Below are 19,706 nucleotides of genomic sequence, written 5' to 3'. Positions count from 1 at the left end.
AGATTTGTAAAAAAACTCTTTTCTATTCTATAAAATGTACGAATTATAAAGAAAACTCGGGTATCCGAGTTTTCTTTCTTCATTACTCTGCCTTTTTCTTTCTGGCTGTTTTTTCGCGTAATGACTTATCCAATATTTTTTTCCGCATGCGAATCGATTCCGGAGTTACTTCTACATATTCATCTTCATCAATATATTGCAGGGCTTCTTCCAAAGAAAATGAACGCGGTTTTTTAATAACTGCCGTTTGGTCTTTTGTTGCTGAACGAACATTAGTTTGATGTTTTGTTTTACAAATATTTACTGTAATATCATTTTCTCTATTATGTTCGCCGACAATCATTCCACCGTAAACTTCTGTTCCCGGTTCAACAAAAATTACCCCGCGGTCTTCCACTTGCATGATACCGTAAGTCGAAGCAACACCGGTCTCCATTGAGACAAGAACACCGCGAATCCGTCCGCCAACTTGACCAGACAGTTTTGGCAAATATTTTTCAAAAGAGTGGTTATAAATTCCATACCCTTTTGTTAATGTTAATAATTCTGTATTATAACCAATTAAGCCGCGAGAAGGAACAAGGAAAATGAGGCGAACTTGACCCTTTCCGTTATTGCTCATATCAATCATATCGCCTTTTCTTCTTCCTAACGATTCCAAAACGGCACCTACATATTCTTCAGGTGTGTCAATAACGACTCTTTCAAATGGTTCACAAATTTTGCCGTCGATTTCCTTTAAAATGACTTCCGGTTTGGATACTTGCAATTCATAGCCTTCTCTTCTCATCGTTTCGATTAAAATCGACAGATGCAATTCCCCACGACCGGAAACAACCCAGGAATCAGCGGAATCAGTTGAATCTACACGAAGACTGACATCGGTATGCAATTCCGTTTTTAGTCTCTCTTCTATTTTTCTTGCCGTAACCCATTTTCCTTCCCGTCCGGCAAAAGGGCTATTATTAACAAGAAAGGTCATTTTTAAAGTAGGTTCATCAATACGAAGCGGTGGTAATGCTTCTTGGAAATCAATCGGACAAATCGTTTCACCAACGTTAATATCTTCCATTCCTGATACGGCAACAAGATCACCGGCATTTGCTTCGTTTATTTCAACCCGCTTCAATCCTAAAAACCCAAACATTTTCGTGACCCGAAATTGCTTCACACTACCGTCAAGCTTCATCACTGCCACTTGTTCACCGACTCGCATTGTTCCGCGGAATACCCGACCAATACCAATACGACCGACATATTCATTATAATCAAGGAGGGCCACTTGCATTTGTAACGGTTCTTCGCGATTATCAACAGGTGCAGGAATTTTTTCTAAAATCGTATCGAATAAGACTTGCATATTTTCATCCTGTTTTGCCGGGTCCGGATCCACGCTTGCGGTACCGTTAATCGCTGAACAATAAACAACTGGAAAATCCAACTGATCATCATCCGCATCTAATTCAATGAATAAATCTAATACTTCATCTACCACTTCTTCCGGTCTTGCAAAATCACGGTCAATTTTGTTAACGACGACAATCGGTGTTAAATGTTGTTCGAGTGCTTTTTTCAACACAAATCGTGTTTGCGGCATGCATCCTTCATAAGCATCAACAACTAACAACACACCATCGACCAGTTTCATAATTCGCTCAACTTCCCCACTGAAATCGGCGTGTCCCGGTGTGTCCAAAATATTAATTTTTACATCTTTATATTGTACAGCGGTATTTTTTGCTAAGATTGTAATTCCTCTTTCCCGTTCCAGGTCATTGGAATCCATGGCCCGTTCTTGAACATACTCATTAGCACGAAAAATACCGGATTGTTTCAATAATTGATCGACCAAAGTCGTTTTCCCATGGTCAACATGGGCAATGATCGCTATATTTCTAATATCTTCCCTTACTTTCATACTTTCTCCTGCTTTCTTTTCGAAAATCAACCTTTCTATTATAACACAACTGACCATCATTGTGGAAAAAAAATAAATCATCTAGTAAAATAAAAGCATATAGACATTTTATATTTTTTACAATTTGCCGGGAAATATATGATGATTTTTAACAAAAAGGATGGGATAATTTGAAAAAGATTCAGTGGAATTTTCTCCTTTATTCTTTCTTAGCAGTTGCAGCGATGATCGGTATCGGTATTTCCGTTTCATTTCAAAGCATAACGCTAATTTTTACATTCATTGTACTCTTAATTTTGATTATGGGCTTTGGGTTCCGTACGAAGAAAAAAATGAGGGAATCGGGGAAATTATAATCGATGGAAGGTATGCCGTTTGATTGTTTAGGCATACCTTTCGTTTTTTCGGTGATCTAATTTTTTTCCACATAATTTTGTAGGTAATTATCCAAAATAACTTGGTGCAAGCCGGGCTTTGCCACAAATAGCGAACTTTTTTCTAGGAGTGACAAAGGTTCACCGTTTAATTTTGTTGCCTTTCCGCCTAATTCTTCAACAATGACCCAACCTGCCGCAAAGTCCCACGGTGATAAATGCATGGCAATATAGGCATCCAGCCAGCCGCAAGCAACATAGCCCATTTCAAGAGCAGCTGAACCAAAGGATCTTGTTCCTCGTATGTCTTTTACAAGCCGTCTTAAATATTCCGGATCAATACGTCGATTATTTGTTAGCCAGATAGGATTCATTCCTACAATTGCTTTTTCAATTGAAACTTCTTCTAATCTTGGTATCGGTTGGTCATTAAACAATGCACCTTTCCCTTTGACAGCTGAATAAAGCTCATCGTGGATAACATCGTAAATATACCCAAGCTGACCAACGCCATCTCCAAAAACGCCAATTGAAATGGTGAAATTTCGATGCATATGAACAAAATTCATCGTCCCGTCAATGGGATCGATAACCCAAATTACCCCTCTGACATCAGTAATTTCGTCACCGCCGCCTTCTTCCCCCAATATTCGATGACCCGGATAAGTTGAACGAATTTTTTCTATAAAAAATTGCTCGGTATCTTTGTCAACATTCGTAACTAAATCATTCGGATTCGATTTTGTTGATATTTGTAATTTATTTTGTAAAGAATGACGAATCCTTTCTCCCGCCTCTTGAATCCATATTTTTATTTCTCGATCTAATATTAACCAATCAATCATTGAGTTTGCCTCCAAATATTACTTTTTGTCCTTATTTTTTATTATCATACACCAAGTCGAAATGAAAAAGTATCGCTTGCTTTATTTTATGGAAAAAACAAGGGTACAATTGCTTACAGTTAAACTTTCCTGTTGAAATATGTTAAAATATCGTCAAAGTAAAAAATGCTTGCATAGGAGTTGTTATATATACAATGGAATTTACAGGATTTTCAGAAGAAGATTTTCAAGTCTTTTCGATTGCCGGATTGGATGAACGAATGACTGCAATTAAGGATCGAATTCAACCAAAGTTTCGAGAAATCGGTACATATTTAACGGCTGAATTATCTACCATGGTTGGTAATGAAATGTTTTTACATATCGCAAAACATGCTAGACGGAAAGTTAACCCGCCAAAGGATACATGGCTTGCTATCGGACCGAATAAACGGGGCTACAAACAATTCCCCCATTTTCAAGTTGGCCTTTTTGATGACCATGTATTTCTCTGGCTTGCCTATATTTATGAATTACCCAACAAATCACAAATAGCCGATAATCTGTTAAATCATATGTACGAGATGAAACAGCTTATCACGAATGACTTTGTCGTTTCCACAGATCATATGAATAAAAATGCCAATTCCATTCAAGAGATCGATTTGGAAGAAACATTATTGCGATTTAAGCAAGTAAAAAAAGCTGAATTTCTACTAGGCAGAAATATTGCTAAAAATGATTCGATTTTAAAAGATGGTAAACGGTTTTTAGAATTAGCTACCTCGACTTTCAAAACTTTAGTACCGATATATCAAATGTCCTTCCGGTAAAAGAACTTCCAATCAGTGGGCAATTCCACTGATTGGAATTCCGATTACCGTTTACATTAAGGCAATTTAATGATTTCCTTATCCACGCTTGACTCTTTCAATTTTTTTACGGCATGATAAGCCGAATAACCGCTCACTTCTTCAAATTCTCGAAAAACCTTCTTCTCCTCGCCAATACCAGGAACCACTTGTTTAAACTTCCGATATTGTTCCATCAATTGTGTTCTTTCTATACCTTTATCATACACCTTTTCGATCGCTTCAAAAAATTGAACAACGGATATGATTTCTTCGGTTGTCCAATCCATGGAGATCGGATAGGAATATTCCATGTTTACCTCCAAATTATCGCCATTTTATACGAATTTCTTCAGCTTCGGTAATCATCCTTTGAAATAGTTCTTCCACTGAAGGGACATCTTTAATTAACCCCATCACTTGTCCTGCCCAAGCAAACCCTTCATTTATTTTTCCTTCATGTATATATTTCTTATTCGTTTCTCCGGAAATATAATCCTTTAAATCTTCATAAGTCGCTCGATTTTTTTCAAGTTCAAGAATTTTATCCGTCCAAGCGTTTCTAATAGCTCGAGCCGGTGCTCCCAATGACCGTTTAATGACCGTAGTTCCGGTTTCATCTCCGGAAATTAACGCTTGTTTATAGAGATCGTGTGCATGAACACACTCCTTCGTTGCAATAAAGCGGGTTCCCATTTCAATTCCTTCAGCGCCAAGACTTAAAGCCGCCATCAATCCCCTGCCATCTCCAATTCCCCCGGAGGCGATGACCGGTATCGAAACAGCATCGACAACTTGAGGTACAAGGACAAGCGTGGATACATCGTCTCTGCCCAGATGTCCCCCGCCTTCTTGGCCGACTACCATGACTGCATCTGCACCAAGCTGCTCGGCTTTTTGAGCTTGACGCTTTGACGCTACTAAGACTAATTTGATTATATCTTGGCCGGCAAGTTTTTCAAAAAAAGGGGCCGGGTTTCCACCTGTTACGGATACAACAGGTACTTCTTCTTCAATGATTACTTGTAAAAAATCCTCATAAGGTCTCCCATGTTGACCGATTGCAAAATTAACCCCAAACGGACGACTTGTCAGCGATTTCAGCTTTCTTATTTCTTTTCGTAAATCATCAGGCTGTTTTAAACTCATTGCTGTAATTTGTCCTAATCCGCCTGCGTTAGATACGGCTGCCGCCAGTTCGCTGTACGCTAAGTAGGCAAGACCTCCTTGAATAATCGGGTATTGAATCTTTAATAATTTTGTTATCCGTGTTGACCAATCCAACTTGGACCCCCCTTTACAAATAAATCAGAAATCACAAGAAAATTATACCAGTTTTTACATTGGAAAAACCACTTTCCGAAAGTCACGAAAAGAAACACAATGGTAGACGAGGAATGTTAATGGTTGTTTTATTTTCTAGAACCGATGTTTTAGCAGATTCATAAAGAATATCTTCCAAAGAAATTCAGTGCAACTTTTTTAAAATTTTGGATCGCCTATTAACATAAAATAAGGGATACAATTAGTATGTATCCCCTTCAAGTAAACAAACAAATACCCCTTTTTTCTTATTCTTCATAATCATGATGATGATGTTCGCAATCGCTACTGGAACACTGTCCATACAGCACGGTAACTTTTTCATCCTCAAAATAATCTACTGTAGAGTTGCAAACAGAACATACAATTTGACCCATTGTGATTCCCCTTTCAATTAATGTAACATAATAATCTAATGTGTTATACAATTTGTAGTTATATAATATATTATATTTCATTATCTGTCAATATATATTAATAAATTTTTAAATTTAACCGTATTGTGATATACATTTTTATTTTTTTTTATCATTGCAGTTGTATGCTAGTAAAAAGCGTTTAACAGAATAGTACAAATCAAAATGAAATAAAGTTATTATGTAAATAAACCCTTTTTCATGATTGTTGCTATGTTGGTTTCTTAGTGTACAAAAAAATACCCCGAGCATATAGCCCGGAGTACTGTTATCAGTAGATATTATTTTAAAATGTGGATAGGCGTACCTAAAGCAACTTCGGCAGCTTCCATGGCAATTTCGCCAAATGTAGGATGCGCATGGATCGTTAAGGCAATATCTTCAGCCGTTACACCCGTTTCAACAGCCAGACCGATTTCCGCAATTAAGTCGGAAGCATTTGGTCCGGCGATTTGACCGCCAATGACGACACCGTCTTCTTTACGTACGACTAATTGATAAAAGCCTTCCGTATTATTTAATGCTAATGAACGGCCCAATGCCGCATAAGGGAATTTACCTACCGTAACTTCAATGCCTTCTGCTTTGGCTTGCTCTGGCGTGTATCCTACAGTTGCAAGTTCAGGATCTGAGAAAACAACAGCAGGAATACCAAGATAATCAATTTCAGACGGTTGTCCAGCAATGGCTTCAGCAGCAATTTTCCCTTCATAAGAGGCTTTATGAGCCAATTGCGGCCCGGCAACAATATCACCGATCGCATAGATATTCGCTACATTGGTCCGGCATTGTTTATCGATTTCAACTAAGCCACGGTCCGTTAATTTAACCCCTGCTTGTTCAAGACCTAATTCATCTGTATTCGGACGGCGCCCGACCATAACAAATACATAATCAGCAGAAACTTTTTCTTCTTTTCCGCCGGCTTCATATGTAACAACTACACCGGTGTCACTTTCTTCCACACCTTTAGCCATTGCTTTAGTAATAATTTCTGCACCTTTATTTTTAAAGTTCTTTTTCACTAGTTGAGTCATTTGTTTTGCATAATTACCACCGAGAATATCATCCATACCTTCTAAAATGGTCACTTTGGTCCCGAAGTTAGCATATACACCGCCAAGTTCAAGACCGATGACGCCACCACCGATAATAACAATATGTTCCGGAATTTCTTTAAGTGCAAGGGCACCGGTAGAATCAAGTACTCGCTTAGAAAATTTAAATGTTTTTAGCTCGATTGGACGGGAACCAGTAGCGACAATTGCATTTTTAAACGTATAAGTTTGTGCACTTTTTTCTGTCATTACACGTAAGGAATTACTGTCGACAAAGTAAGCTTCACCTTTGACAACTTCAATCTTATGACCTTTTAAAAGGCCGGAAACTCCGCCTGTTAATTTTTTAACCACACTGTCTTTAAATGCTTGAACTTTGGAAAAATCTACTTTAACTTGTTCCGCAGTAATACCAAGTTCTTCAGAATGTTTTGCCTCGCGATATTTATGTGAAACGTTGATTAATGCTTTTGAAGGAATACATCCAACGTTTAAGCAAACACCGCCGACAGCATCTTTTTCAACAACTGTCACCTTTTGACCTAATTGTGCGGCACGAATTGCGGCAACATATCCCCCCGGACCAGCTCCGATGACAATTGTATCTGTTTCGATTGGAAAATCTCCTACAACCATTTTTTTACGCCTCCATTAATAAAAGTTCTGGGTCGTTAGTAAATAAAAATTATGGAATCATTTGATTAAACTTGCTAATTGTCTACCGGTAAATCGGTAAAACTTACAAAAACGCCAGAGAAGCTGCAAAAATTTCCCCATTTCCATATTTTGTCATAATGACTATACGCCCCATACCTAGTATAACAATATAGAAAAAATCTCGCATTAATTTTCCACTGATATCAAGGTTGGAAATTTTAAAGATCATGCAGCTTCTCAGAGTTTTATCTGGCTCTATACTTCCATTAACAATAATTCAGGATCACTTAATAAACGTTTGATATGGTTCAATGCACTTTGTCCCGTTGCGCCATCGATTAATCGGTGGTCGAAACTTAACGATAATGCAAGCATTGGTGCAGCTACAATTTCACCATCACGAACAATTGGTTTTTCCGAAATTCGTCCGACTCCAAGTATAGCAACTTCCGGATAATTTAGAACCGGGGTAAACCATTGCCCACCTACAGAACCGATATTTGAAATAGTTGCTGAACCTCCTCTCATTTCATTAGGAGAAAGTTTACCTTCACGAGCTTTACCGGCTAATTCATTGATTTCCGCCGAGATAGTAAACATCGATTTACGGTCGGCATCTTTAACAACCGGTACCATTAAGCCGCGCTCGGTATCAGCAGCAATTCCGATGTTATAATAATGTTTATGAACAATTTCTTGTGTTGCTTCATCAAGAGATTGATTTAACGCCGGATATTCACGTAAAGCACTCACTAATGCTTTAACTACATAAGGTAAGAAAGTGAGTTTAATCCCTTTTTGAGCAGCTACTTCTTTAAATTTCTTTCGATGTGCTACAAGTTTTGTCACATCTACTTCGTCCATTAATGTAACGTGAGGGGCAGTTGTTTTCGATTCAACCATTTTCTTTGCAATGGCTTTTCGAATTCCGCTCATTTTTTCACGTGTTTCCGGATATTCACCTGTTGGTACAACGTTTTGAACAGGTGTAGTTTCTTTTTCTGATGTAGTCTCTGCTGCTGGAGAAGGTTGGGCTGGTGCTTGTGTTATTGCTTGTCCTCCACTTACAAATGCATCAACATCCGCTTTTAATACTCGCCCATTTTTACCGGTTCCGGCAACTAAACGAATATCTATACCTTTTTCACGAGCGTATTTACGAACGCTAGGCATTGCAATGACATGACGATTTGGATCGAAATTTGCCGTTTGCTGATTTCCTTGAGGTGCAGCAGTTTCGACAGCTTCCGGTGTTTGTGATGTTTCAGCTTGAGGTGCAGGTCCTTCTTGTGTCACACCATATCCCGGGGCGTCAAATGTAACCAGCACGTCACCAACAACGGCAGTTTCTCCCTCTTGTACTTTTATTTCTAATACTTTCCCTTTAACGGGTGATGGAATTTCAACTACTGATTTATCATTTTGAATTTCAACAAGTACATCATCTTCTTTTACGATGTCACCAGGCTTTACAAACCATTTGACGATTTCGCCTTCGTTAATCCCTTCACCAATATCATGTAATTTAAATTCGTACAATGATACGCCACCGCTAACTTGGCTAGGTTCTGTCGCAGGTGCCGCTTCTGCTTTTGTTTCTGATGAAGGTTGTGCACTTTCATGTCCTGGTGCATCAATCGTAACGAGTACATCACCTACAACTGCTGTTTCTCCTTCCGAAACTTTAATTTCCAATATTTTTCCTTCTACGGGTGATGGAATTTCGACTACTGATTTATCATTTTGAATTTCAACAAGTACATCGTCTTCTTTAACGGTATCACCAGGCTTTACAAACCATTTGACGATTTCTCCCTCAGTGATGCCTTCACCAATATCATGTAATTTAAATTCGAATGCCACAAATATCCCTCCTAGTGATATTGTTCATATGCGGTTTAAGTTAAGAGTAATAAGAGAAACTTCCATCAGTGGGATATTTCTTCATCGACACTGATGTTTGGATAAAGCAATCTGACCTTTACGGGCAATTCATTCCCCACTTACATGTGTGCAAAATCCGAATCTAGAGGTAGGATTTGACTCGCCGCTAAGGTTGGATAAAAAGAAGGAAGGGACGAAAAAGTTCCGCTACTTTCCGTCCTCACATATCTTCGCTTAGAAAGTTAATACTTTTTTAGCCGTTTCAATAATATCTTTGTAATTTGGAATCCAAACCGATTCAGCTTGTGAGAATGGATATACTGTATCAGGTGCAGTTACACGTAATACAGGTGCTTCCAAACTTAATATGGCTCGTTCATTTATTTCTGCAACGACATTAGCAGCCACACCGGCAACTCTTTGTGCTTCTTGAACAACAATGGCACGATTTGTTTTTTCAACGGAAGCAACAATCGTATCAACATCCAACGGACTTACTGTTCGCAAATCAACAACTTCAGCAGAATACCCTTCTTTTTCAAGTTCTTCAGCTGCTTTTAAAGATTCATGAACCATTGCACCATAACTAATAATGGAAATATCCTTACCTTCACGCTTTATATCCGCTTTACCGATTTCAACGGTATAATCACCTTCAGGAACTTCTTGGCGGAATGAGCGATAAAGTTTCATGTGTTCTAAAAAGATAACCGGGTCATCTGAACGAATGGCCGAGATTAATAATCCTTTTGCATCATAAGGAGTAGACGGAATCACGACTCTTAATCCCGGTGTTTGAGCCATTAACCCTTCTAAACTGTCCGCATGCATTTCCGGTGTATGAACCCCACCACCAAATGGTGAACGGAAAGTAATTGGCATTTTATAACTCCCGCCGGTACGGAACCGGTAGCGAGCCATTTGACCGGCAATGGAATCCATCACTTCATATACGAAGCCGAAAAATTGGATTTCCGGGACCGGACGGAAACCTTCAAGGGCTAAACCAATTGCAAGACCACCGATTCCGGATTCAGCAAGCGGTGTGTCAAATACACGGTCTTCGCCAAATTCTGCCTGTAGGTTTTCGGTTGCGCGGAATACACCACCATTTTTCCCTACATCTTCCCCAAAAATTAATACTTTCTCATCCCTTTTTAATTCTTGGCGCATCGCATCATTAATTGCTTGAATCATTGTCATTTGAGCCATCGCTTACTTCGACTCCTTTTCTTTATAAATTTCGTACTGTTCTTTTAAATTAGAAGGTAATTCTACGTTCATAATCGATATCAAATCAGTAACTTTTTGTTTTGGAGCAGCATCTGCTTTCTTAATTGCTTCTTTAATATCTTCTTTTGCCTGTTCAATTACCTTTTCTTCCATTTCTTCATTCCAAATACCTTTATTTTCCAGATATTTACGGAACCGAACTAATGGATCTTTTTTCTCCCATTCACTATCTAATTCTTTTGTCCGATAACGGGTCGGATCATCACCGCTCATTGTGTGTGGACCATAGCGATATGTTAATGTTTCAATCAAAGTTGGTCCTTCTCCGTTTATTGCACGTTCTCTCGCTTCTTTTACTGCAGCATAAACAGCCAATGGATCCATACCATCTACTTGGATACCTGGAATACCGGCTGCAACCGCTTTTTGTGCAAGCGTCCGGGCAGCTGTTTGTTTTTCACGAGGAGTTGAAATTGCAAATTGATTGTTTTGTACAATAAAAATAGCAGGAACTTGATATGCACCAGCAAAATTAATACCTTCGTAAAAATCACCTTGTGAAGTACCGCCGTCACCTGTATATGTAATAGCGACAGATTTCTTCCCGTTTTTCTTAATTCCTAATGCAACTCCGGCTGTTTGGACATATTGGGCACCGATAATAATTTGTGGTGGAAGAATGTGTAAGTCTTCCGGTATTTGAATACCTTGGAAATGTCCGCGTGACCATAAAAACGCTTGATGTAAAGGCAACCCATGCCAAATGATTTGAGGTACATCACGATATCCCGGTAAAATGAAATCTTCCTTTTCTAATGCGAAATGAGAAGCAATTTGGGAAGCTTCTTGACCGGCTGTTGGTGCATAAAAACCGAGACGTCCTTGGCGATTTAATGAAATGCTGCGTTGATCAAGAATACGTGTATAAACCATACGACGCATCAATTCTTGCAATTGTTCATCAGTTAGATCCGGAACAGCATCTTGGTTGACAATTTCCCCTTCTTCATTCAAAATTTGCAACGTTTGAAATTCTTTATCAACCACATCAAGTTGTTTCGCTAGATCGACCACAATATTATTCGTTTTGGAGGCCATGTTTCTCTTCCTTTCTTTATGAAATTTTTTATTCTACTCATATTTTCCCTTTAACACGTAAAAAGAAACATTTTTTTTTAATAATTTCTTTCTTATCCCCCGCCAAGGTAACTTTTTAATCTGTACCAATAGTTGATCAAATAAAATTGATACAATCATTTTCATAAATAAGTGTACACCTACAAAAACCAATTCGTCAATCTTTTTGGGTTTTAAAAAGTATTTTTCTTCAATAAGTTATTTTTTAAAAAAATTCTGTTTCCCTCTGTACTAATAATAAAATCATATCTGTATTAGTACAAAATTACATAAATAACTTACTAATATGATTTATCCCACCTTAACGGAAAGACAAATACCCCCAATTAAAGATTCAAAAAAAGTAACCCAATCCAATTTTGAGTTACTTTTTAATAAGTCCGGCTTTACGATAAAATGCCAACTTTTTCTTATTGTACTTTTTTGTCAATTCATTAAATTGATCGTTAAGTAAATATACTTGTTCATAAGCTTGGTTAATTTCATCAATTTTTTCTTGCAATTTTTCCAGCGTCATATTCTTATCTTTAAAGGCTTCATACAATTTTTTATCTTTTTTTATCGCCTTGCTGTATTCAGCATATAGCTGATGATAAACTTTATATCTTTTTTCCATAATTGCATAAAGTTCCTGTCCATCTTTTTTCAGTTGTGATGATTCAAGTTTATCAATTTGTTTCTTTACCGATTCAAATTTTTCACTGGCGGTAACAATACTTTTTCTTTCTTCATTTAGGTGTTCCTGTCTTTGGTTCGACAGTTCGATCGCCTCGTCCGCAAGAGCAATCAATTTGTCTTGTTCCTTATATCCTAATTCGATGATTTGCTCGTAAAGTTTTTTCTCCTTTTCCTCTAATTTGATCAATGGTTTTTGCTCGTTTTTAAAATCTTCCTCCAGTTTTACAACTTCTTCCAGTTTTTTATGTATCTTTTCCTCCGGTCGTGAAAAACATCCGGATAAAATAGCGATAACCAGTAATAAGATAATCTGTAATTTTAAATTTCGGTTTTTCAAGATAGGACCTCCAATCTTTATCCATATTATAATTGAACTGCATAATATATGGCAGAAATGTTTTTCCTTAAATCTCTTGCTCCTATCGATAAACCAACTTTCTATACTATATTCATAGAATCCATTTACTATACCATATGATAGATTGTTTTATTAACTTTTTGGCAAAACTTTGTTAGACTGTTTGGTAGACTGTTTATAGTTAAAAGTTTTATACGAGGAGGGATATATGTGATAATAATGAAAGATATTATTCGTGACGGGCACCCGACATTAAGAAAAGTTGCCGAGGAAGTAGCAATGCCGCCGTCTGAAGAAGATAAAAAAATATTAAAGTCCTTATTGGAGTATGTAATAAACAGCCAAGATGAAGAAATCGCTCAAAAATACGGATTACGTCCGGGAATCGGTCTGGCCGCTCCACAGATCAATGTTTCAAAAAGAATGATTGCCGTTCATGTGGAAGATGAAAAAGGAAAACTCTATAGTTATGCTTTATTTAATCCAAAAATTGTCAGTCACTCAGTAGAAAAATCATATTTAAAAAACGGTGAAGGCTGCCTTTCCGTTGATGAGCCTCATCCCGGATTAGTTCCTCGCTACGCCCGTGTAACCGTGAAAGGCTATAATATGAACGGTGAGGAAGTAAAAATACGTCTGAAAGGACTACCGGCGATTGCTTTTCAACATGAAATTGATCATTTAAACGGGATTCTGTTCTACGACCGAATTGACCAAAAAAATCCGTTTGGGCCAATTGAAGATGGTATTGCTATTGAATTTTAATTTTTTGAAATCATCATTTATTTAATAGAGAAGGGAAATCCAAAACTTTAACAAATATTCCAGATTGCACCATGAAATTTATAAGAGGTTTGTCATATAATATAAATAGAGATAAGTTTATGGGTTCCGGAAAAATCAACAAAGTTTTCTGTTTGATAAAACTTTGGAGGGAGTGTTCAACGATGTTAAAAAAGCTTAAGAAAAAGCTTGCAAATCGTTGGAAAGAATTGTTACGAAAAAAAATGATTGCATAATCGGGCTTGTCTTAAATATAGACTTGCCCTTTTTTCACTCATGAAATAGTTAGTTTCATTTGTTCTACGATGATTTTCTCAATCAAAAAATTTTATTTCATGATGATGAATGTGGTAAGCTGTATATAAATAACTTGGTTCGGTACAAAATTGATTCATGGAAATAGTTTTAAAAAAATTTTTCGGGTCATTTCGTGCATTTATTTTTTGTTTTCGCTATAATAAGGAAAGTTATTTTTGAAATCGGTTAAGGAGAGGTTTAAGCAAAATGATTTTTAAGGTTTATGTTCAAGAGTCAAAAAATCAAATACCAGTCAGGGAACGGACAAAGGCGCTTTATTTAGAAGCTGATTCTAAAATAGAAGTGTATCGGAAATTTAAAGAAACCCCATATCTAATCGAGCATATTCAAGAATTAGAAGGAAACTATCTTGAATATGAAAAACAAAGCAATAATTTTAAGTTAATGGAGATTTAATATGAAATTGGTAAAAAATGATCAAACTGCCGTTTTTGCCCTTGGGGGTTTAGGGGAAATCGGGAAAAATACGTATGCTGTTCAATATCAGGACGAAATTATCATCATCGATGCCGGTATTAAGTTCCCTGAAGATGAATTACTTGGAATCGATTATGTTATTCCGGATTATTCTTTTTTAGTCAAGAATCAGGAAAAAGTTAAAGGTTTATTTATTACTCATGGTCACGAAGATCATATCGGCGGTGTACCTTATCTGTTGAAACAGATCAATATTCCGATCTACGCCGGTAGATTGGCCATTGAACTCATCCGCAATAAATTGGAAGAGCATGGCTTACTTCGGACAGCCAATTTAATTGAAATAAAAGAAGAGGATGTTATCAAATTCCGAAAAACATCCGTTTCCTTCTTTCGGACAACTCATAGCATTCCTGATTCGTTTGGAATTGTTGTCAAAACGCCTCCTGGTAATATTGTTCATACTGGAGACTTCAAATTTGATTTTACACCGGTTGGTGAACTGGCCAATTTAACAAAAATGGCAGAAATCGGGAAAGAAGGAGTCCTTTGTCTATTATCAGACAGCACGAATAGTGAAGTACCTGAATTTACGATGTCTGAAAGAAAAGTCGGTGAAAGTATAAATGATATTTTCCGGAAAGTTGACGGCCGGATTATCTTTGCAACCTTTGCATCCAATATTCACCGGTTACAACAAGTAACGGAAGCCGCAGTAAAAAGCGGCAGAAAAATTGCCGTATTTGGCAGAAGTATGGAAGCTGCAATGGAAATCGGACAACAACTCGGATATATTAAATGCCCGAAAGATACAATTATCGATAACAATCAATTAAATCGATTACCAGCGAATCAAGTTGTTATTTTATGCACCGGTACGCAAGGTGAACCTATGGCTGCTCTGTCGAGAATAGCAAACGGAACACATAGGCAGATCCAAATTATCCCCGGTGACACGGTCGTATTTTCTTCATCGCCGATACCGGGAAATACATCCAGCATCAATCGAACGATAAATTTGCTTTATCGGGCGGGTGCTGAAGTTATTTACGGCGCATTAAGCGATGTCCATACATCAGGACATGGCGGGCAGGAAGAGCAAAAATTGATGCTGCGACTTATTCAACCTAAATTTTTTGTACCGATCCATGGTGAATATCGTATGCAGATTACGCATGCGAAAATTGCAATGGAATGTGGAATACCTGAAGAAAATTGTTTTATTATGGATAATGGTGATGTCCTTGCTTTATCCAGTGACGCGGCGCAAGTAACCGGGAAAATTCCATCCGGTTCCATTTATATCGACGGTAGCGGTATCGGTGATATTGGGAACATTGTACTTCGTGACCGGCGGATTTTATCGGAAGAAGGATTGGTTATTGTTGTTGTCAGCATTGATATGAAGAATTTTAAAATTGCAGCCGGTCCTGACATTATCTCTCGAGGATTTGTTTACATGCGCGAATCTGGTGATTTAATCAACGAAGCTCAAAATATGATTTCAAGACATCTTGAAAAAATTATGGAAAGAAAAACAAGCCAATGGTCTGAAATTAAAAACGAAATCAGTGATTTACTAGGACCATTCTTGTATGAAAAAACAAAAAGAAAGCCAATGATTTTACCGATTATTATGGAAGTTTAAAAAAACCGCCGCCAAAATTTTGGCGGCGTTTTTGCATATTTACTAATTAATATTCCTTATCCTTGTAACATTTTGATCTCAAACCGATTAATATCGGTATCAGAACCAATGACAATTAAAATATCACCGTTTTGGATCACTTCCGTTGCCTGTGGTGAAACAATGATGTCGTGGTGCCTTTTAATCGCCACAATATTGATTCCGTATTTTGCCCGGATATCTAACTGGGCAATCGCATAACCTGCTATCACTTCATTGACGGCGATCTCAACAATACTATATTTATCAGATAATTCCAGATAATCAAGTACATTCGATGACACCAAATTATGTGCGATTCTTTTTCCCATATCACGTTCAGGATGGACTACTTGATCAGCGCCAATTTTACGTAAAACTTTTTCATGGTAATCATTTAATGCTTTTGATGTTACGATTTTTACTCCTAATTCTTTTAAAATAAGGGTAGTCAAAATACTTGCTTGAATATCATTCCCAATCGCCACAATAACATGATCAAAATTACGGATGCCAAGGCTTTTCAATATAGTTTCATCCGTCGAATCGCCAACGACTGCATGAGTGACAATATTTGAATATTCATTAACTAAGTCCTCATTTTTATCTATGGCCAATACACTCATTCCAAGTTTCGTCAATTCGCGGCAAATACTTCCGCCAAATCGTCCTAAGCCAATGACGACAAATTCCTTTTTCACAAAAATTCCTCCAGGTCTCTCATAAGAATCACAATTACTTCAAAATAATTTTAAATGGATGATGGACATTTCTCAACTATTTTTAAAAACGAAATCATCCATTCCCTATTTGTTGAAAATACGTATTTACTGTTTTTATGCCGGTTTCAATACAAGCTTCGTCGGGGGAAAGCTTCGTACTGTGTAATCCATATTCACTGCCTGCCCCGAGCCAAAACATAAAGCCGGGAATTTCTTTAAGAAAATAACCGAAATCTTCCCCGGTCATCGCTTCATGACATGTCACGAAATGAATATCTGTATGCTTTTTAATCATGTCGATAAACTCGGCAACCATCTTCTCATCATTGTATACTTGATAATAATTTGCCCCATAATCAATGGTCGCTTTACAATCAAATCCAATCTCAATCCCATTTACAAGCTTCTCAATTCTTTTTTTTACTTTTATCATCGATTCCGGTGATAATGTCCTTATTGTTCCTTCCAGCCTTGCCCTTTCAGCAATCACATTTTGGACAGTCCCGGCGGTTAGTTTCCCTATTGTTACGACAACATTGTCCAGCGGGTCGACATTTCTTGAAACAATGGTTTGCAGTCCCGAAATCAATTGAGTGGCGGCAATGACCATATCGTTCGTTCGATGAGGGTAGGCAGCATGACCGCCTTTTCCAACCAGATCAATAAATAGTTCCGATGTGTTGGCAAATAATAATCCCGGTTTAGTCGCAATTGTTCCCGCAGGATATTCCGGTGCAATATGCAGGGCAAAAATAACATTCGGCCACCATTCTTTGATAATATCCGAATCCAGCATTGGCCGAGCCCCACCAGGTCCTTCCTCAGCAGGTTGAAAAATAAATAATGCATCATCATCGATCGGCTCTTCAATCAGTTTGGATAAAGCACCTAAAGCAACGGTCATATGGATATCATGTCCACACGCATGCATCCGTCCTTGATGTCTCGATTGAAAAGGAAGTCCGGTTTCTTCCGTTAACGGCAATCCGTCGATATCGGTCCGATAAGCAATTAAACGATTCCCTACCCGACCACTAACTTTTACAAAAATCCCTGTTTTCCAAGTTTTAACCTCCAAGCGATCTTGCGGCAGGGAACGAATAAAATCTAATAAATATTTTTGCGTTTCATATTCTTGAAAGCCAAGTTCCGGAATTTGATGTAAATCCCTTCTTATTTTTCTAAAATTAATCATTTTTTGCCTCCTGTCTTCTCAAGGCTTCCATTTGCCCTTTTCGAAAAAAATTGTTGCGATTTGATTGAAAAGTGGCGGAACAGCTCTGGATTATAAAAAGAGCTTTTCCTTATGTCTCGACTGCCATTTATTCAGTCTATACATATGTATCGGAAAAGCTCCTGAAACTAGTTATCCCCTTATAATTGTCTTAATTCCTGCATAATTTCCGTTTTTGATTTCGTTTTTTCATCAATTTCTTTAATGACTTTTGCAGGTGATCCGGCAACGACGGAAAATGGCGGAACATCTTTCGTCACAATGGCACCGGCAGCAACGACGGAACCTTTACCAACAGTAACCCCTTCTAAAATAACGGCATTGGCACCAACCAAGACATCATCTTCAATAATAACCGGTTTTGCAGAAGGTGGCTCAATAACCCCGGCAAGGACAGCTCCGGCACCAATATGGCAGTTTTTACCAACCGTTGCCCTTCCACCTAAAACTGCATTCATGTCAATCATCGTTCCTTCACCAATAACCGCCCCGATATTAATAACCGCTCCCATCATAATGACCGAATTATCGCCAATTTCGACCTGGTCGCGAATAATTGCCCCGGGTTCAATCCGAGCTTTAATATTTTTTAGGTTCAATAATGGAATCGCTGAATTTCTCCGATCATTTTCAATAACGAAATCAAAAATTTTATCTTTATTTTCATGAATGAGAAGTTCAATTTCGGACCATTCACCAAAAATGACACCGGAATCCCCACTAATGAAAGTCTTTATGTTTTCACCAAAATGAATGTTATCCAAATCCCCTTTTATGTATACTTTCACAGGTGTAGCCTTTTTACTATTTTGAATAAAAGAAATAATTTCATTTGCGTCCATCGTTTTCATCTCTTTTCCTCCCAAATTTTCCTTTAAGCTGCCTAATAAAGTAAGAATAAATTTCAACAGATTATGAAGTTAATCTTCATGCAAAAAATCTTTGAGCACTTCAACAAATGCATTGACTTGTTTTAATTTAAAGGCTGTACTATACCCTAATAACCATGTGTCCCGACCTATACGTTCATTATTCTCATTCAAAAGTGGGATTTTATTTAGATCCTCACTAACTCCGTGTAAAGTAATCCCCGGTAAAATGGCATAACCAATTCCATTTAAAGCCATCTGCTTACACGTTTCAATCTGGTCAACAATGATGACTCTTTTCGCATTTGTTGCAAAACGTTTGTGCCACCAGTTTTGAATTTCTTGAAAATAATTCGAGTCACTTTTAAACTGTATAAACGGTCGATTGGTTTTTGATACATCATCGATATGATTAATTTCTTTGTCCACCAAGTAAAGATAGTCCTTAAACAAATGCTTTTTAATCCCCTTCCACTCTGGGGTCCCTCTAATAATACCGATATGAACTTGATCTTCATAAATTGATTTCAAAATTTCACTGCTCCAACCGGTAATCAGTGATATCTTCGCATGCGGATATTTTTGGACATAACATTTTAAAATTTGGGGAAGCCAGTTTTGCCCAACAATGGATGCACAAGCAATTTTTAACGTTCCATGGACTTCGGATTGGAGCGACTGAATCTCTTCTTTTACCATTTCTTCCATGGCAAGTACTTTATTAGCAAACTCAATGACCTTTTCCCCGGCCGGAGTTAATGTTAACCCTTTATGAGAACGAATAAATAAAGAAGTACCCCATTCCTTTTCAATTGATTGTAAACGTTGCGATAAAGCAGGTTGAGTGACAAAAAGTCTTTCTGCAGCTTTTCTCATATTCATTTCATTGGCCAATACTGACAGGAGTTCCAATTCCGTAAGATTCATCTGTTCACACCAAACCTATTTAGTTTTATCTGAAGTAATTTTATTCTATCATCATTATC

Annotated in this window: 19 protein-coding genes; 5 read left to right on the top strand and 14 right to left on the bottom strand. The window is 37.6% G+C overall.

Going from position 1 to position 19,706, the window contains the following annotated elements; translation table 11 throughout:
• Nucleotides 1-82: 82 nt before the first annotated feature.
• Nucleotides 83-1,918 (bottom strand): translational GTPase TypA, encoded by a 1,836-nt coding sequence (gene typA, locus BT1A1_RS06995; RefSeq protein ID WP_034769513.1) that lies wholly within the window; start codon nucleotides 1,916-1,918, stop codon nucleotides 83-85.
• 170 nt (nucleotides 1,919-2,088) lie between these two features.
• On the opposite strand from typA, the gene BT1A1_RS06990 reads away from it, so the two are divergent.
• Nucleotides 2,089-2,274, top strand: coding sequence for a YlaF family protein (locus BT1A1_RS06990; RefSeq protein WP_034769512.1), 186 nt, complete (start codon nucleotides 2,089-2,091; stop codon nucleotides 2,272-2,274).
• 56 nt (nucleotides 2,275-2,330) lie between these two features.
• On the opposite strand, the gene BT1A1_RS06985 is transcribed toward BT1A1_RS06990, so the two are convergent.
• Nucleotides 2,331-3,137: an inositol monophosphatase family protein gene (locus tag BT1A1_RS06985; RefSeq protein WP_034769510.1), complete on the bottom strand. Its 807-nt coding sequence runs from the start codon at nucleotides 3,135-3,137 to the stop codon at nucleotides 2,331-2,333.
• Between the two features lie 194 nt (nucleotides 3,138-3,331).
• Between BT1A1_RS06985 and BT1A1_RS06980 the strand changes: the two genes are divergently transcribed.
• Nucleotides 3,332-3,949, top strand: coding sequence for a YktB family protein (locus tag BT1A1_RS06980; protein WP_034769502.1), 618 nt, complete (start codon nucleotides 3,332-3,334; stop codon nucleotides 3,947-3,949).
• 56 nt (nucleotides 3,950-4,005) lie between these two features.
• On the opposite strand, the gene BT1A1_RS06975 is transcribed toward BT1A1_RS06980, so the two are convergent.
• From BT1A1_RS06975 to BT1A1_RS06945, 8 genes are all read right to left on the bottom strand, one after another.
• The gene (locus BT1A1_RS06975; protein WP_034769500.1) at nucleotides 4,006-4,281 is read right to left on the bottom strand and encodes a UPF0223 family protein; all 276 of its coding nucleotides are present in this window, start codon (nucleotides 4,279-4,281) and stop codon (nucleotides 4,006-4,008) included.
• Nucleotides 4,282-4,294: 13 nt separating this feature from the next.
• Nucleotides 4,295-5,251, bottom strand: coding sequence for an NAD(P)H-dependent flavin oxidoreductase (locus BT1A1_RS06970; protein ID WP_034769498.1), 957 nt, complete (start codon nucleotides 5,249-5,251; stop codon nucleotides 4,295-4,297).
• 287 nt (nucleotides 5,252-5,538) lie between these two features.
• Nucleotides 5,539-5,667 carry a GapA-binding peptide SR1P gene (locus BT1A1_RS17855; RefSeq protein ID WP_072012664.1) on the bottom strand — a complete coding sequence of 43 codons (129 nt, stop codon included), beginning with the start codon at nucleotides 5,665-5,667 and terminating at the stop codon, nucleotides 5,539-5,541.
• Between the two features lie 320 nt (nucleotides 5,668-5,987).
• Nucleotides 5,988-7,400, bottom strand: coding sequence for a dihydrolipoyl dehydrogenase (lpdA, locus tag BT1A1_RS06965; RefSeq protein ID WP_034769495.1), 1,413 nt, complete (start codon nucleotides 7,398-7,400; stop codon nucleotides 5,988-5,990).
• A gap of 276 nt (nucleotides 7,401-7,676) precedes the next feature.
• The gene (locus tag BT1A1_RS06960) at nucleotides 7,677-9,284 is read right to left on the bottom strand and encodes a dihydrolipoyllysine-residue acetyltransferase (protein WP_034769493.1); all 1,608 of its coding nucleotides are present in this window, start codon (nucleotides 9,282-9,284) and stop codon (nucleotides 7,677-7,679) included.
• Nucleotides 9,285-9,539: 255 nt separating this feature from the next.
• The gene (locus tag BT1A1_RS06955) at nucleotides 9,540-10,517 is read right to left on the bottom strand and encodes an alpha-ketoacid dehydrogenase subunit beta (RefSeq protein WP_034769491.1); all 978 of its coding nucleotides are present in this window, start codon (nucleotides 10,515-10,517) and stop codon (nucleotides 9,540-9,542) included.
• 3 nt (nucleotides 10,518-10,520) lie between these two features.
• Nucleotides 10,521-11,636 (bottom strand): pyruvate dehydrogenase (acetyl-transferring) E1 component subunit alpha, encoded by a 1,116-nt coding sequence (pdhA, locus tag BT1A1_RS06950; RefSeq protein WP_034769489.1) that lies wholly within the window; start codon nucleotides 11,634-11,636, stop codon nucleotides 10,521-10,523.
• Between the two features lie 403 nt (nucleotides 11,637-12,039).
• Nucleotides 12,040-12,690 carry a YkyA family protein gene (locus BT1A1_RS06945; protein WP_051989050.1) on the bottom strand — a complete coding sequence of 217 codons (651 nt, stop codon included), beginning with the start codon at nucleotides 12,688-12,690 and terminating at the stop codon, nucleotides 12,040-12,042.
• A 231-nt stretch (nucleotides 12,691-12,921) separates the two neighbouring features.
• Between BT1A1_RS06945 and def the strand changes: the two genes are divergently transcribed.
• The 3 genes from def to rnjA all read left to right on the top strand — a co-directional run bounded on the left by def (nucleotide 12,922) and on the right by rnjA (nucleotide 15,877).
• Nucleotides 12,922-13,476 (top strand): peptide deformylase, encoded by a 555-nt coding sequence (gene def / locus BT1A1_RS06940; protein ID WP_034769485.1) that lies wholly within the window; start codon nucleotides 12,922-12,924, stop codon nucleotides 13,474-13,476.
• A gap of 522 nt (nucleotides 13,477-13,998) precedes the next feature.
• Nucleotides 13,999-14,208: a DNA-dependent RNA polymerase subunit epsilon gene (locus BT1A1_RS06935; protein WP_034769480.1), complete on the top strand. Its 210-nt coding sequence runs from the start codon at nucleotides 13,999-14,001 to the stop codon at nucleotides 14,206-14,208.
• Nucleotide 14,209: 1 nt separating this feature from the next.
• Nucleotides 14,210-15,877 (top strand): ribonuclease J1, encoded by a 1,668-nt coding sequence (gene rnjA, locus BT1A1_RS06930; RefSeq protein ID WP_034769476.1) that lies wholly within the window; start codon nucleotides 14,210-14,212, stop codon nucleotides 15,875-15,877.
• 56 nt (nucleotides 15,878-15,933) lie between these two features.
• On the opposite strand, the gene BT1A1_RS06925 is transcribed toward rnjA, so the two are convergent.
• The 4 genes from BT1A1_RS06925 to BT1A1_RS06910 form a co-directional block, all read right to left on the bottom strand.
• On the bottom strand, nucleotides 15,934-16,596 hold the full coding sequence (locus BT1A1_RS06925; RefSeq protein ID WP_034769473.1) for a potassium channel family protein: 663 nt from the start codon (nucleotides 16,594-16,596) through the stop codon (nucleotides 15,934-15,936).
• A 94-nt stretch (nucleotides 16,597-16,690) separates the two neighbouring features.
• Nucleotides 16,691-17,812, bottom strand: coding sequence for an N-acetyldiaminopimelate deacetylase (locus BT1A1_RS06920; protein WP_034769471.1), 1,122 nt, complete (start codon nucleotides 17,810-17,812; stop codon nucleotides 16,691-16,693).
• Between the two features lie 179 nt (nucleotides 17,813-17,991).
• Nucleotides 17,992-18,702 carry a 2,3,4,5-tetrahydropyridine-2,6-dicarboxylate N-acetyltransferase gene (gene dapD, locus BT1A1_RS06915; RefSeq protein ID WP_034769469.1) on the bottom strand — a complete coding sequence of 237 codons (711 nt, stop codon included), beginning with the start codon at nucleotides 18,700-18,702 and terminating at the stop codon, nucleotides 17,992-17,994.
• 69 nt (nucleotides 18,703-18,771) lie between these two features.
• Nucleotides 18,772-19,647: a LysR family transcriptional regulator gene (locus BT1A1_RS06910; RefSeq protein WP_034769466.1), complete on the bottom strand. Its 876-nt coding sequence runs from the start codon at nucleotides 19,645-19,647 to the stop codon at nucleotides 18,772-18,774.
• Nucleotides 19,648-19,706: the final 59 nt, after the last annotated feature.

It is taken from the genome of Caldibacillus thermoamylovorans, assembly GCF_000751775.1.
Lineage (GTDB): Bacteria > Bacillota > Bacilli > Bacillales > Caldibacillaceae > Caldifermentibacillus > Caldifermentibacillus hisashii.
Note: the sequence above shows the minus strand (reverse complement) of the source record. Positions and strands in the feature narration are given on the sequence as shown.